This window comes from Caballeronia calidae (assembly GCF_900044055.2).
GTDB classification, from domain to species: Bacteria; Pseudomonadota; Gammaproteobacteria; order Burkholderiales; family Burkholderiaceae; genus Caballeronia; species Caballeronia calidae.
The window spans coordinates 418,556-431,603 of record NZ_FCOX02000001.1; the positions used below are offsets into that span (position 1 = coordinate 418,556).

A 13,048-nucleotide genomic window follows, 5' to 3' on the forward strand; every position below is an offset into this window, starting at 1 on the left:
AAACTAATCGAATAGCTGGTTCAACATCGCGATGCTCGGCTCGAACGGCGCCTGCTCGCGAAAGCCTTGCTGCAAAAACGACTCCATGCGCGGATACAGCGCGATCGCGCGGTCGAGCAGCGCATCGCGTCCGCTCGAATACGCGCCCACGTTGATCAGGTCGCGGTTGCGCTGATAGCGCGACAACATCTGCTTGAAGAGGCGCACGCGCTCGAGATGCTTGTCGTCGATGAGCGCGGTCATCGCGCGGCTGATCGACTGTTCGATATCGATAGCCGGGTAATGTCCCGCCTCGGCGAGCGAGCGGTTCAGCACGATATGGCCGTCGAGAATCGCGCGCGCCGAATCGGCGATCGGGTCCTGCTGATCGTCGCCTTCGGTGAGCACGGTGTAGAACGCGGTGATCGAACCGCCACCTTCCGGGCCATTCCCGGTGCGCTCGACGAGCGCCGGCAGCTTCGCGAACACCGACGGCGGATAACCCTTCGTCGCGGGCGGCTCGCCGATCGCGAGCGCGATCTCGCGCTGCGCCATCGCGTAACGCGTCAGCGAATCCATCAGCATCAGCACGTGCTTGCCCTGATCGCGGAAATATTCGGCGAGCGAAGTCGTGTACGCGGCGGCCTGCATCCGCAGCACGGGCGACACGTCCGCCGGCGCCGCGACGACGACCGAGCGCGCGAGACCATCCTCGCCCAGAATCTGCTCGATGAATTCCTTCACTTCGCGGCCACGCTCCCCGATCAGCCCGATCACGATCACTTCCGCGCTCGTGTAGCGCGCCATCGTGCCGAGCAACACCGATTTACCGACGCCCGAGCCCGCGAACAGGCCCATGCGCTGGCCGCGACCGACCGTGAGCAGCGTGTTGATCGCGCGCACGCCGACATCGAGCACCTTGTGAATCGGCTCGCGGTTCAGCGGGTTGATGACCGGCGCGGACAGCGGCGCATCGACCTTCGCGCCGAGCGGGCCGAGACCGTCGAGCGGACGGCCGGAAGCATCGACCACGCGGCCGAGCATTTCCCAGCCGACGGGCAAGCGCTTCGCGCCCGCCATCGGATCGTTGATCGGCGCGCTTTCGAGCGGATACACGCGCGCGCCGGGCAGCAGACCGGCGACTTCGGTCGTCGGCATCAGAAACAGCTTGTCGCCCGCGAAGCCGACCACTTCGGCTTCGGCGGTCGGAATCGCGCTGCCCGGCGGCAGCTCGATCATGCATTCGGAGCCGACGCCCATTTTCAGACCGACCGCTTCCAGCACGAGACCGGCGGCGCGCGTGAGACGCCCGCACGGACGCAGCGGCTTCGCGATCGCGTTGCGCGTTCTCAGCGCGTCGAGCTTGTCGCGCCACGTGTCGATGTGCGGATTGCCCGCGATATCGGCGAGTTCGGCGATGGTGCGCGCGGCGAGTTCGTCGGGCGATTCGTCGTCGATGGATTCATCGGCGGCGAGCGGGCCGAACGACGCGCGCGCGAGTTCCTGTTCGAGTTCGCTCAGGCCGTCCTGAGTGATGCGGTGATTCACCACGGCTTGTTCCTCCCGAGCGCGGCCACGACGCGCTCCCAGCGCGACACGTTGGTCGCGTCGATCTCACCGGTCGCGGCGTGCGCCTTGCAGCCGCCGCGCTCGACGATCGGGTCCGGGCGCACGATCCAGCCCGCGCCTTCGAGTTCGTCCTTCAGATACGCATCGACGATCGGCATGTCGGCCGGATTCACGATGAGCGTCGGCGCACCGGACAGCTCCGGCTCGGCGGCGATCACTTCGCGCGCCACGGCGACGAGCGCTGTCGGATCGAGCGCGAGATGCTGACGCACGACCTGCTGCGCGATATCGACGGCAAGCTCCGCGAGCGATTCCGCGATGGCCGCATCGGCGGCTTGCAGCGCGGTCCTGAACGCATCGGCGATTTCCGCGAGCACCGCAGCCTGCGCGAGCGCTTCCTTGCGGCCGTCCTCGAAACCCTTCGCCTGACCCTGCTCGTAACCGGCCTGATAGCCGAGCGCCTGGCCCGCGACGTGCCCCTTCGCGAGCCCTTGCTGATGCGCGTCTTCCTCGACGCGGCGCAGGTGCGCCTCGAGCGCGGCCTGTTCCGCCGCGCTGTTGTCGACCTTGACTTCGACGGGATCGAACGATGCCATTTCCCAGCGCTGATACGCCGAGAGCGGAGCCTTCTGCGCGCGGGCGTCAGACATACGCGTCCTCCGCCTTGCCGCCTAGCTGGATCTGACCGTTTTCCGCGAGATTGCGGACGATCTGCAGGATCTTGCGCTGCTGCTGCTCGACTTCCGACACGCGCACCGGACCGCGCGAATCGAGGTCTTCGGCGAGCAGCTCGGCCGCGCGCTGCGACATGTTCGACAGGAACTTCTGACGCAGCGCCGGTTGCGCGCCCTTCAGCGACACGATCAGCGTTTCCGACTCCACTTCCTTCAGCAGCAGCTGGATCGCGCGGTCTTCGAGGTCGAGCAGGTTCTCGAACACGAACATCTGGTCGATGATCTTCTGCGCGAGCTCCGCATCGTATTCGCGGACGTTCGAGAGCACGCCTTCCTCGTGATTGCTCGACATGAAGTTGAGAATCTCCGCCGCCGTGCGGATGCCGCCCATCGGCGCGCGCTTCAGGTTGTCGCTGCCGGAGAGGAGCGTGGTCAGCACGTCGTCGAGTTCGCGCAGCGCGGCGGGCTGGATGCCGTCGAGCGTCGCGATGCGCAGCAGCACGTCGTTGCGCAGGCGGTCCGCCAGCAGCGACACGATTTCCGACGCCTGATCGCGGTCCAGATGCACGAGGATCGTCGCGATGATCTGCGGATGCTCGTTCTTGATGAGTTCCGCGACCGCGCCCGAGTCCATCCACTTCAGGCCTTCGATGCCGCTCGTGTCGCTGCCTTGCAGGATACGGTCGATCAGCGCGCCGGCCTTGGTCTCGCCGAGCGCCTTCGTCAGCACCGAGCGGATGTACTCGCTCGAATCCAGCGACAGCGCGGTGTGCTTCTCCGCTTCCTCGACGAATTCGGTCAGCACGTTGTCGAGCTGCTCGCGCGTCACGTTTTTCAGGGCCGCCATGGTCGCGCCGATCTTCTGCACCTCGCGCGGAGCGAGATACTTGAATACTTCGGCGGCTTCTTCCTCACCGATCGACATCAGGAGGAGGGCGGCTTTGTTCAGGCCTTCAGCGTTCATCGGACACCCAGTTCTTCACGACCGTCGCAACGATTCTCGCGTCCTGGCGCGCCACCATGCGCGCGTAGTCGAGGTTGCGATCGAATTTGGCCTTCTTGCTTTCATGACCGAGGAGACTCACCTCGGCATCCTTGTCTTCGTCTTCCTTCTTCTGGCCGTCGGCCGCGGGGCCGTCGAGCAGCGAGAGTTCATCCGGCGCGCCGAGCGTGGGCGCGGCTTCGGGCGGCGGCGGGAACGCGCGGCGCATCGCCGGCTTCACCATGCTGAAGTACAGGAACAGCGCCACGATGCCGATGCCCACGTACTTCGCCGCCTGGAGACCCCACGCGATCATCTGCTGCGTGCGCCACCACGGGACGTCGGGCGTTGCGTTCAGATCGGCCGAGAACGCGCTGTTCACGACGTTCACCGAGTCGCCGCGCTTCTCGTCGAAGCCCATCGCGTCCTTCACGAGCTGCTGCACCTGCGCGAGCTTGTCGGCGGCGAGCGGCGTCATCGTGACGTTACCCTTCGCGTCGATCTTCTTCTCGTAGTTCACGACCACCGCCACCGACAGGCGCTTGATGCCGCCCGTCGCCTGCTCGTAGTGGCGCACCGTGCGATCCACTTCGTAGTTCGTCGTCGTGTCCTTGCGCTGGTTCTGCGGCGTGGCCTTCGCGGCGCCCACCGCGCCCGATGCGGCCGCGTCGATCGGCGCGGAAGCCGGCTGCGGCGGCTGGTTCGACAGCGCTCCCGGCACGCCCGATGCGCCGCCGCCCGTCGTTTCGCTCGATTCGCTCGATTGCTGGCTGCGGATCGCCGTGCTCTGCGCGTTGCCGTTCGGGCCGTAGCTTTCGGCGGTTTGTTCGAGCTTCGAGAAGTCGATGTCGGCGCTCACCTGCGAGCGCGCATTGCCGGCGCCGAAGAGGGGCGCGAGGATCGCGTCGATGCGCTTTTGCGTGTTGTGCTCGATCTGCTGCACGTACTTCAGTTGCGACGCGTCGAGGCCGTTGGCGGCGCTCTGGCTCGTCAGCAGGTTGCCGTCCTGATCGACGATATTCACGTTCTTGACCGGCATGTCCGCCACGCCCGACGCGACCATGTGCGCGATCGCGACCACCTGGCCTTCGTCGAGCACGCGGCCCGGATACAGATTGACCATCACGGAGGCGGTCGGCAGTTCCTTGTCGCGCACGAAGACGGAAGGCTTCGGAATCGCCAGATGCACGCGCGCCGACTTCACCGACGAAATCGAGCCGATGGTGCGCTCCAGCTCGCCTTCGAGCGCGCGTTGATAGTTGACCTGTTCGGCGAACTGGCTGATGCCGAACTTCTGGTTGTCCATCAGCTCGAAGCCGACCGAACCGCTCTTCGGCAAGCCCTGGCTCGCGAGGCGCAGACGCGTCTCATGAACCTGCTCCGCCGGCACGAGAATGGCGCCGCCGCCTTCGCCCAACTTGTAGGGAATGTTGCCCTGCTGGAGCGCGGCAACGATTGCGCCGCCGTCGCGATCGGAGAGATTCGAGAACAGCACGCGATAGTCCGGCTGGCGCGACCACATGACGAGGCCCGCCACCACCATCACCAGAACCGCGACTACCACGATCAGCGGCACGCGCGGATTCGAGCGGAACTGGTTGAGCATCGGCACGCGCTGCGCAAAACCGCCGAAGTCGGCGCCCCCTGCGCTCGCGGCGGCCGTTCCGGCTGCACCCGGCTGTGCGCCCGCCAGGCCCATTCTGGCGTCGGGCGTGATGAGTGAGTTGTTGGGCGTTTCCATTTAGCGTCGAAGCTCCGAATCCTGATGTTCTCCTCCCGCCGCTATCCGCTGATGTAAGCGGCGGTGGAGGACTTTTCACGATGGGGATTATCCGCAGAAGATTGCAAGTCGATTCGGTGAATAGAGCGGGGTTTTCCCCGTTCTTTCGGTGCTTTGAAAAATCGCCGGCTGCTAATCTTTTTCGTACTCGAACAAGCGTCCAGACGCGGTCCGAGCACCAGGTCCCCGCCATGAGCGGCGCCGGTTTTTTCCTGTCACCCGGAGTCAACATGAACTTTCCGATCAATCCGCTTTCCGCCGCCCTCTCGGCCATTCAGTCGATGGCGTCGCAAGCCGCAGGCGGGACTGGCGCGACCTCGACCGTCGCGTCGGGCGCCATCGCGGGGCAAAGCGGGACATCGGGCGCGGCGAGCGCCGGCAGCTTCGCCGACGCGCTGAAATCGTCGATCGACAAGATCAGCGACAACCAGACGAAGGCGCTCGGCGAGGCGCACGCGTTCGAGATCGGCGCGCCGAACGTGTCCCTCAACGACGTGATGGTGGACATGCAGAAGGCGAACGTCGGCCTGCAATTCGGGCTGCAGGTGCGCAACAAGCTCGTGTCGGCCTACAACGACATCATGCAGATATCCGTCTGACGCAGCCTCCTCGCGATCCAGCCCTTTAGCGCCGCGCCCGGCTCTGGAGCCTTGCTTCCTAAAGCTTTTCCGCGTTTCTCCGATAACCCCGGTAACGGCACGGCGAACGACGGCTCGCTCGCCTGCACCGGTTTTACCGGACCTACACGGATCAGGACGAGCAGCACGGCGTCCGAATGAAGCCCGCGGACGCTGCGGCATCGCAAAAGGAGAATCGAGAGATGTATTCCCCAGGACACGCTGGAGCCAACGCCTACGCACGCGTGGGCGTGCAGACAGGAGTGATGGGAGCGAGCCCGCACCGGCTGATCGTGATGCTGTATCAGGGCGCGCGCCAGGCGATCGCGCAGGCGCGCATGCACTTGCAGCAGAAGAACATCGGTGCGCGCGGCGCGGCGATCGGCAAGGCCATCAGCATCATCGAGAGCGGTTTGCAGCAGGCGCTCAACAAGGATGCGGGCGGCGAGATCGCGGAACGTCTGGACGCGCTGTACACGTATATGACGCGCCGGCTGCTCGAGGCGAACATGAATCAGGACGAGACGATGCTCGTGGAGGTCGACAACCTGCTCGCGACGCTCGAGGAAGCCTGGGTGGGAATTGGACCGGAAGTGGCGCAAATGACCGCCGCGCCCGTTTGACGGGCAATGCGCGTCGACTGCCTCGAAAGAATGAAGACGACACAAGAATATTTCGCTCACTACGAAACCATCGCGGCGATTTCCGGCCAGATGCTGGCGGCCGCGCGCGGCGGCGAATGGAGCGAACTGAAGACGTTGCAGGGCACCTACCGCGAGTTGATCGAGCAGCTGAAGGAAGCGGATTCCGGCTCGGAACTCGACGAAGACGCCCGGGCGCGCAAGCTGGACCTCGTGAAGAAGATTCTCGCCGATGACGCCGCGATCCGCGATCTGACATCGCCGAGCCTCGCGCGGCTGTCGGCGCTCTTCACGGTCAACAGGCCGGCGCGCGTACTGAAAAAAATGGTCGGACTGCGCTAGGCGCCGGTCCGCGCCCGGCCGGGCGCATTTGAGGATGTGGGCATGACTGGACTCGATACCGCGATCGCATCGCTGCTCGCTAGCCGCACCGAGCTCCTTCTGTCCGCGATTCGCGCGCCGGGCGGTGTCAGCGGCAGCGGCGTGACCGGCGCGAGCGTCGGACAGACGACGACGCAAGCGGATATGCCGCAGGCTGCCGGATCGCCTGCGGGATCGCCGGCGCCGGCGGCATCGGCGCAAACCGCGTTCTCCAGCGTCGCGCGCACGCTCGACGTGATCTCGCGCTTCGGCGGCGCGGCCCCCGCGCTCACCGGCGATGCGCCGCTCTGGCCGACGCCGCCGCGCCCCGCGAGCGCCTTCGCCGCGCTGACGACGGGCCTCTTCGATACCGCGTTCTCGTCCAACGCGGCCGCCGTGGCCGCCGCGCGGGCCGCGACGCAGAATCTGCCGCCGCTGCCAGCCGCCGCGCTCGCGACCGCGCTGGCGAAGACCGTCGACGAAAGCGGGCTCTTCTACGAATCGCATCTGGTGCAATGGCTCGCGGGCCAGCGCAGCGCGGCGTCGCTCGCCAACGAGCCGCAGGCGCGCGTCGACGGGCGCGCGATGTCCCTGCCGCTCGATTTCGCCAGCAAGGCCGCAACCGGCGACGCCTGGCTCGACGACGCACGCTCGCCGCAATTCATCTCCGATCTGCCCGATTTGCACGCGAGCGCGCGCGCCGTCGCGACGCCGCAGACGCCGCAACAGGCGGCCGCGCTCGCCGCATCCGTGCGCGATGCGCCGCCGTCCGCGCTCTCGAATTCGCAGAGCGGCAACGCGGCGGGCGGCGCGGGCACGCAGCCGAGTCAGCACGAATCGGCGCTGCAGGCGTCGATCGCGGCGGGCGTCCATCCGGCGACGCTCAACGTCGTGCGCCAGCAGCTCGACGTGCTCGCGAACCAGCAGTTCCGCTGGCAGGGCGAGGCGTGGCCCGGCACGCGCTTCGAATGGGAAATCGCCCGCGAGCCGCGTGACCCGCGCACCGCCGACGATGCCGCGGACGAACGCGCGTGGCGCACGCGCATCACGCTGTCGCTGCCCGCGCTCGGCACCGTCGACGCCGAACTGGTGCTCACGGGCGAGAAACTCGTCGCGCGCATCAAGGCGGGCGATTCCGGCGCGCGCCGTCTGGCCGCCGACGGCGCCGCGTTCGCGCGCCAGCTCGAAGCGGCGGGCATCGCGCTGGCGTCGCTGTCCGTGCGCTCGATGGACGGCACGACCGATCTCGCGCTGTCCGGCGACAAGCCCGCCGCGAAAAGACCGATGCGCTCGCCGCTCGAGCATCTGTTCCGCCAGGCGCCGGGCGAGGGGAGCGAGGCATGAGCGCGCAGGATCATCCGCCGTACACGCGCAGGCAGGCGACCGCGCTCGCCTACGAAGCGGGCAATCGCGAGTCGACGCCGCGCGTCGTCGCGAAGGGCTACGGCATCGTCGCGGACATGATCGTGCAGCGCGCGAAGGAAGCGGGGCTGTACGTGCACGAATCGCCGGAAATGGTGTCGCTGCTGATGCAGGTCGATCTCGACGCACACATTCCGCCCGCCTTGTATCAGGCGGTGGCGGAATTGCTGTCGTGGGTTTATCGGCTGGAGAACGAGGAGCCGATGCGGGAGGCGGGGAAGGCGATCCGCTGAAAGCCTTCCGCTAGGCCCCAAACGCCCGCGTAACGATCGCCGCATGATCGAAGCGCGCGGGCAGCGTGCCGTACACGCGCCCGGTTTCGCCGCGCGGATCGCCCAGACGCGATTCGATGAACGCACTGGCGACTGCCTGCGGCGCATGCCGCGCCAGCAGCACGCCTTGCGCGCACAGCGTCAATTGCTGCGCGATGCGCCGCGCCGACGCTTCCCGCGCGGCCGGATCGCCCGTCAGCATGCCCACGAGCGACGACAGCGCGCCCGCCAGCGCCGGATGTGCGCCCGCCGTGGTTTTCCAGTCGTCGAAAAGCGCGTGCGCGGCGTCCTGCTCGCGCTCGAACGCGCGCAGCACGTCGAGACACATCACGTTACCCGAGCCTTCCCAGATCGAATTGACCGGCGCCTCGCGATAGAAACGCGCCATCGGTCCGGTTTCGACATAGCCGTTGCCGCCCCAGACTTCCATCGCCTCGCCGGTGAATTCGAGCGCGCGCTTGCACACCCAGAACTTCGCGGCCGGCGTGACGATGCGCCGCCACGCGCGCTCGGCAAGCGCTCCGTCCGGTGCGCCGCTCTGCTCGAACGCGCCCGCGAGACGCATGAAGAGGACCGTCGCCGCCTCGGATTCGAGCGCGAGATCGGCCAGTACGTTGCGCATCAAGGGCTGATCGACGAGATGCGCGCCGAACGCGCTGCGATGCCGCGCGTGGTGGATCGCCTGCACGAGCGCCGCGCGCATCAGCGCCGCGCTGCCGATCACGCAATCGAGCCGCGTGAAGTTCGCCATTTCGATGATCGTCGGCACGCCGCGCCCCTCATCGCCGATCATCAGACCGTAGGCATCGAGAAACTCCACTTCGCTGCTGGCGTTCGAGCGGTTGCCGAGCTTGTCCTTGAGCCGCTGGACCTGAACCGCGTTCTTGCGGCCGTCGGGCCGGAAGCGCGGCACGTAGAAGCACGAGAGAGCGCCTTCGTCGGCGGTGCGCGCGAGCACGAGATGTGCGTCGCACTGCGGCGCGGAAAAGAACCATTTGTGACCGACCAGCCGATACGCTCCGCCGCGTCCCGGCTTGCCGAGCGCATGCGCGCGCGTGCGGTTGCTGCGCACATCCGAGCCGCCCTGTTTCTCGGTCATGCCCATGCCGATCATCATCGAATGCTTGCCGGCCTCGAGCGGGATATCGCGCGGATCGTGCTCGCGCGACAGCAGCGGATGCGCGATGCGCGCGAACAGGTCCGGCTCGTTGCGCAAGACCGGAATGCTCGCGAAGGTCATCGTGATGGGGCACAGCGAACCCGATTCAAGCTGGCCGTGCAGATAGTAGCCGGCGCAGCGCGCGGGCATCGAGCCGGCGCGCGCGGACGGCTCGAACGGCAGCGCGTGCAGACCTTCGTGCCGCAGGCGGCGCACCAGTTCGTGCCACGCCGGATGAAATTCCAACGCGTCGATGCGCTCGCCGCGCGGACTGTGCGTCGCGAGCGACGGCTCGTGCCGGTTGGCGAAATCGGCCAGCGCGACGACGTCCGGCTGCGTGAGCGTCATGCCGTCGCGGGAGAGCGCTTCGGCGTGCCATTGCGCGCCTTCCCGGTCGAGGGCCGCCGTGAGCGCCGGATCGAACGCGAAGGCGTCGTAACCGACGAGCGGCGGCACCTGATTCGTGACTTCGTGGGTCTGCCCGAACGGGCGATCGGCGGGATCGGACATCGTCGTCTCCTTCTTTGCGTGCGCGAAATGGCGGCGCGGCGAGTCGTCGCCGTCGGGCGGGCGCAACGGACGCTTTCGGCCGCTTCCCTCATCCGGGCGCCATCTCGAATTCAGGAATCATAGGCCGCGCGTTCGATGGACGTATAGACGCATCGCTCTTTTCGGAATCGCGCAGATGTTTCCGATGCGCGGTCCTAAAGCGCCGCTCCCTGAGACAAATCCGATTGTTAATCCCGCCCCGATGACGCGCAGGAGGCCGAACCTATAATCGGCCCGGCCATATCCGGCGGATGCAATAACGCCTTTCACGGAAGCATTCTCAATGAGCATCAACCTCAATCAACTCGTCCAGGGCGCTTTGACAGAAAGCGTGTTGCAGCACATCGCCGGGCGCATCGGCTGTCCGACGGAATCCGCCAAGCGCGTGGTTTCGCTGTGCGGGCCGGCGCTCATCGGCGCCATGATGAACAAGGCGTCGTCGCTGGAAGGCGCGCGCAATCTGTTCGCCGCCATCATGTCGCCGGCGACGAACGCGCTGATCGCGGAGGATCTTCCGCACGCCGCCATTCAGGACGACGGCTTCAACACGCTCGTCGACAGCGGCACGCACGCCGACGAGGCCATTTCCTCGCACGACAGCCTCAACGCGCTCGCCGAGCGCATCGCCGAATACACGGGCGTCGCGGCGAGTGCCACGCGCACGCTGGGCGGCGTGGTCGGCGCGACGCTCTTCGGCGTGCTGAAGCGCTATCTCACCCAGCACAACGGAAGTCCCGGGCAGCTCCCGGCGCTGCTCGGCCTTCAGTTGCCGGTGGTGCGCGCGAACATGACGGACGCGTTCGCGAACGCGCTCGGTCTCGGTTCGGTCGGCGCGTTCCTCGCGGGCGTCGCATCGCGGCTTAAGGCCGTGTCGGCCCATCTCGAGCATGCGGCAACGCATGAGGCAGCGGCGTTTTCGCAGCCGTCGGAACCTGCCGCGGCGCCGGAGCAAGTCGCCGGCGAGAATGCGGGCAGGAAGAAATGGTGGTGGATCGCGATCGCCGCGGCGCTCGCGCTGCTCGCGGTTCTGCTCGGGCGCGGCTGCGCGCCGGAGAGCCCGGAATCGGAAAGCGCCCGCGCGGCAAAGCCGGACGACGCTTCCGGCGCGGCCGGCGATTCGAGCGCCGTGACCGCGGCTGCCGCGTCAGATGCGGCCGTCGCTTCGGCCGCCGCCGATCAATCGTCGGCGCCCGCCGCCGTGCCGTCCAAGGACTCGACGATGTCCTTTCTCGTCGATCCATCCGGCATTGCGACGCTGACCGCGACGGTCAGCAGCGAAGCGGAAAAGCAGCACCTTCTCGACCTGCTCGCGGTAAAGCTCGGCCTCGACAAATTCCGCGCCCATGTCACGGTCGATCCGGACACGAAGCCCGCGACGTGGATCGGCAAGCTCAATGGCCTCCTGCCGGTCATGGCGCTGCCGGGCGCGCAAGTGAGCATCGCCGGCGCCAAGATCGATCTGGACGGCCGCGCCGCGGACGCGAAGCTCGGCTGGCTGGACAAGCTGAAGGCGTTCTTCGGCGATGGCTGGACGATCGGCGCGGCCGGCACGGCGGCCACTTCCGGCGCACAGGCCGACGCGAGCTGCGCGACCGGCGACGTCGCGAAGCACCTGAATCTTCGCCCGGTCCAATTCGGCTTTGCATCGAACGCGGTGCCGCGCGCCGCGCTGCCCGAACTCGCCGAATCGGCGAAGTCGCTGAAGGATTGCGACACCGCCGGCAAGCCGGTCAAGCTGCAGATCGGCGGCTATTCGGACAACACCGGCGATGCCGCGTTGAATGTCCAGTTATCGGAAAAACGCGCACAGGCCGTGCGCGCGTATCTGATCCAGCAAGGCGTGCCGGCCGACACGCTGACGGCGGAAGGTTTCGGCGACGCGCATCCGATCGGCGACAACGCCACGCCTGCGGGCCGCGCGGCGAATCGCCGGATCGAGTTCAAGGAATTGAGCTGATCCGCGAAACGCCCGAGGGCCGCGGTAACGAACGCGCCGGTCCGCACAACGCGGGCCGGCGCGTTTCGTTTCGGGCGCATGAGAATCACGCGCCCGGCTCGCCGCGCCGCGCGCGCGGGAAACCATCGGCCATGAAGTCCTGATCGAGATTGGCGGGCAGCATCTCACGCGCGACTTCGATCCACGCCCGCGCCGCGTGCGACAGATAACCGTTGCGCCGCCAGCCGAGCGCCATGTCCCAGTGAATCTCCGGCGCGACCACACGGCGGCAGGTGAACGCGTCGGCGTCGAGCCGGCGGCAGTAGGGCGCGGGCAAGAGCGCGATGCCGATGCCCGCCTGCACCAGCGCCGCCATGAAATCCCAGTGTCCGCTGCGGCCGACGATCGTCGGCGCGAAGCCCGCCTCGCGGCACGCGTTGAGCACGACATCGTTGAGCGCGAGGCTTTCGCCGTAGAACACGAACGGCTCGGCGGCGAGATCGGTGAGGGCGACTTCGCGGGCATCGTCCCAGCGAGAACCCTTCGGCGCGACGAGCCACAGAACCTGCCGGCTGACGGGCAGCACATCGAACATGTCCGTGTTGACCGGCTGCAGGACGCCACCCAGCTCCAGCTCGCCGTCGATCAGCGCCGCCTCGATCGCCTTCGAGCCGCGCTCGAACAACTTCAGCTCGACCTTCGGATAACGGCGCCGGAACGCGGCGATGGCCGGCGTGAACAGCGATCCGCCCATCGGCGGAATGCCGATCGTCAGCGTGCCGCGCCCGAAGGTGCCGAGATCGTTGAGTTCGGCTTCGAGGCGCGCGTGCGCCGCCAGCACCTCGACACCGCGCTGATAGACGATCTGGCCCGCGTCCGTCAGCACCATCTGCCGGCCCTCGCGCAGCAGCAGCGGCGAGCCGACCTCGTCCTCCAGCGCCTTCACCATTTTGCTGATGGTCGGCTGAGTGACGAACATGTGCTCGGCGGCGGCGGTGAAGCTCTTCTGCTTCACGACCTCGATGAAGTATCGCAAGGCGCGCAATTCCATCGTCGACTCCAGAATTCCAGTTTGGAATGATTTGAATAAGGTTAAGTCATTTTTATT

General features: G+C 67.0%; 12 protein-coding genes. 6 read left to right on the plus strand and 6 right to left on the minus strand.

Annotation, left to right across the window (positions count from 1 at the left end):
- Positions 1 to 3: 3 nt before the first annotated feature.
- The 4 genes from fliI to fliF are packed head-to-tail and all read right to left on the minus strand — an operon-like array spanning position 4 to position 4,945.
- Positions 4 to 1,530: a flagellar protein export ATPase FliI gene (gene fliI / locus AWB78_RS01980; protein WP_062601647.1), complete on the minus strand. Its 1,527-nt coding sequence runs from the start codon at positions 1,528 to 1,530 to the stop codon at positions 4 to 6.
- Positions 1,524 to 2,198, minus strand: coding sequence for a flagellar assembly protein FliH (gene fliH / locus AWB78_RS01985; protein WP_062601648.1), 675 nt, complete (start codon positions 2,196 to 2,198; stop codon positions 1,524 to 1,526). Before fliH ends, fliI begins: the two co-directional genes overlap by 7 nt.
- Positions 2,191 to 3,186, minus strand: a complete 996-nt coding sequence (gene fliG / locus AWB78_RS01990; RefSeq protein WP_062601649.1) for a flagellar motor switch protein FliG — start codon at positions 3,184 to 3,186, stop codon at positions 2,191 to 2,193. Before fliG ends, fliH begins: the two co-directional genes overlap by 8 nt.
- Complete coding sequence (gene fliF, locus AWB78_RS01995; RefSeq protein WP_062601650.1) at positions 3,176 to 4,945, minus strand: flagellar basal-body MS-ring/collar protein FliF; 1,770 nt, start codon at positions 4,943 to 4,945, stop codon at positions 3,176 to 3,178. The genes fliG and fliF overlap by 11 nt, the downstream gene beginning before the upstream one ends.
- Positions 4,946 to 5,214: 269 nt before the next feature.
- Between fliF and fliE the strand changes: the two genes are divergently transcribed.
- The 5 genes from fliE (at position 5,215) to AWB78_RS02020 (ending at position 8,257) form a co-directional block, all read left to right on the plus strand.
- Positions 5,215 to 5,583 (plus strand): flagellar hook-basal body complex protein FliE, encoded by a 369-nt coding sequence (fliE, locus tag AWB78_RS02000; protein ID WP_062601782.1) that lies wholly within the window; start codon positions 5,215 to 5,217, stop codon positions 5,581 to 5,583.
- 221 nt (positions 5,584 to 5,804) lie between these two features.
- Positions 5,805 to 6,224, plus strand: a complete 420-nt coding sequence (gene fliS / locus AWB78_RS02005) for a flagellar export chaperone FliS (RefSeq protein ID WP_062601786.1) — start codon at positions 5,805 to 5,807, stop codon at positions 6,222 to 6,224.
- A 30-nt stretch (positions 6,225 to 6,254) separates the two neighbouring features.
- Positions 6,255 to 6,584 carry a flagellar protein FliT gene (locus tag AWB78_RS02010; protein WP_062601784.1) on the plus strand — a complete coding sequence of 110 codons (330 nt, stop codon included), beginning with the start codon at positions 6,255 to 6,257 and terminating at the stop codon, positions 6,582 to 6,584.
- A gap of 42 nt (positions 6,585 to 6,626) precedes the next feature.
- Positions 6,627 to 7,946, plus strand: coding sequence for a flagellar hook-length control protein FliK (fliK, locus tag AWB78_RS02015; protein WP_062601651.1), 1,320 nt, complete (start codon positions 6,627 to 6,629; stop codon positions 7,944 to 7,946).
- Positions 7,943 to 8,257 carry an EscU/YscU/HrcU family type III secretion system export apparatus switch protein gene (locus AWB78_RS02020; RefSeq protein WP_062601652.1) on the plus strand — a complete coding sequence of 105 codons (315 nt, stop codon included), beginning with the start codon at positions 7,943 to 7,945 and terminating at the stop codon, positions 8,255 to 8,257. The genes fliK and AWB78_RS02020 overlap by 4 nt, the downstream gene beginning before the upstream one ends.
- Positions 8,258 to 8,267: 10 nt before the next feature.
- Here the strand turns inward: AWB78_RS02020 and AWB78_RS02025 are convergent, their stop codons facing one another.
- Positions 8,268 to 9,965 carry an isovaleryl-CoA dehydrogenase gene (locus AWB78_RS02025; RefSeq protein ID WP_062601788.1) on the minus strand — a complete coding sequence of 566 codons (1,698 nt, stop codon included), beginning with the start codon at positions 9,963 to 9,965 and terminating at the stop codon, positions 8,268 to 8,270.
- A gap of 322 nt (positions 9,966 to 10,287) precedes the next feature.
- On the opposite strand from AWB78_RS02025, the gene AWB78_RS02030 reads away from it, so the two are divergent.
- Complete coding sequence (locus AWB78_RS02030; RefSeq protein WP_062601653.1) at positions 10,288 to 11,961, plus strand: OmpA family protein; 1,674 nt, start codon at positions 10,288 to 10,290, stop codon at positions 11,959 to 11,961.
- A gap of 85 nt (positions 11,962 to 12,046) precedes the next feature.
- On the opposite strand, the gene AWB78_RS02035 is transcribed toward AWB78_RS02030, so the two are convergent.
- Positions 12,047 to 12,991, minus strand: a complete 945-nt coding sequence (locus AWB78_RS02035; protein WP_062601654.1) for a LysR family transcriptional regulator — start codon at positions 12,989 to 12,991, stop codon at positions 12,047 to 12,049.
- Between the last annotated feature and the right edge of the window lie 57 nt (positions 12,992 to 13,048).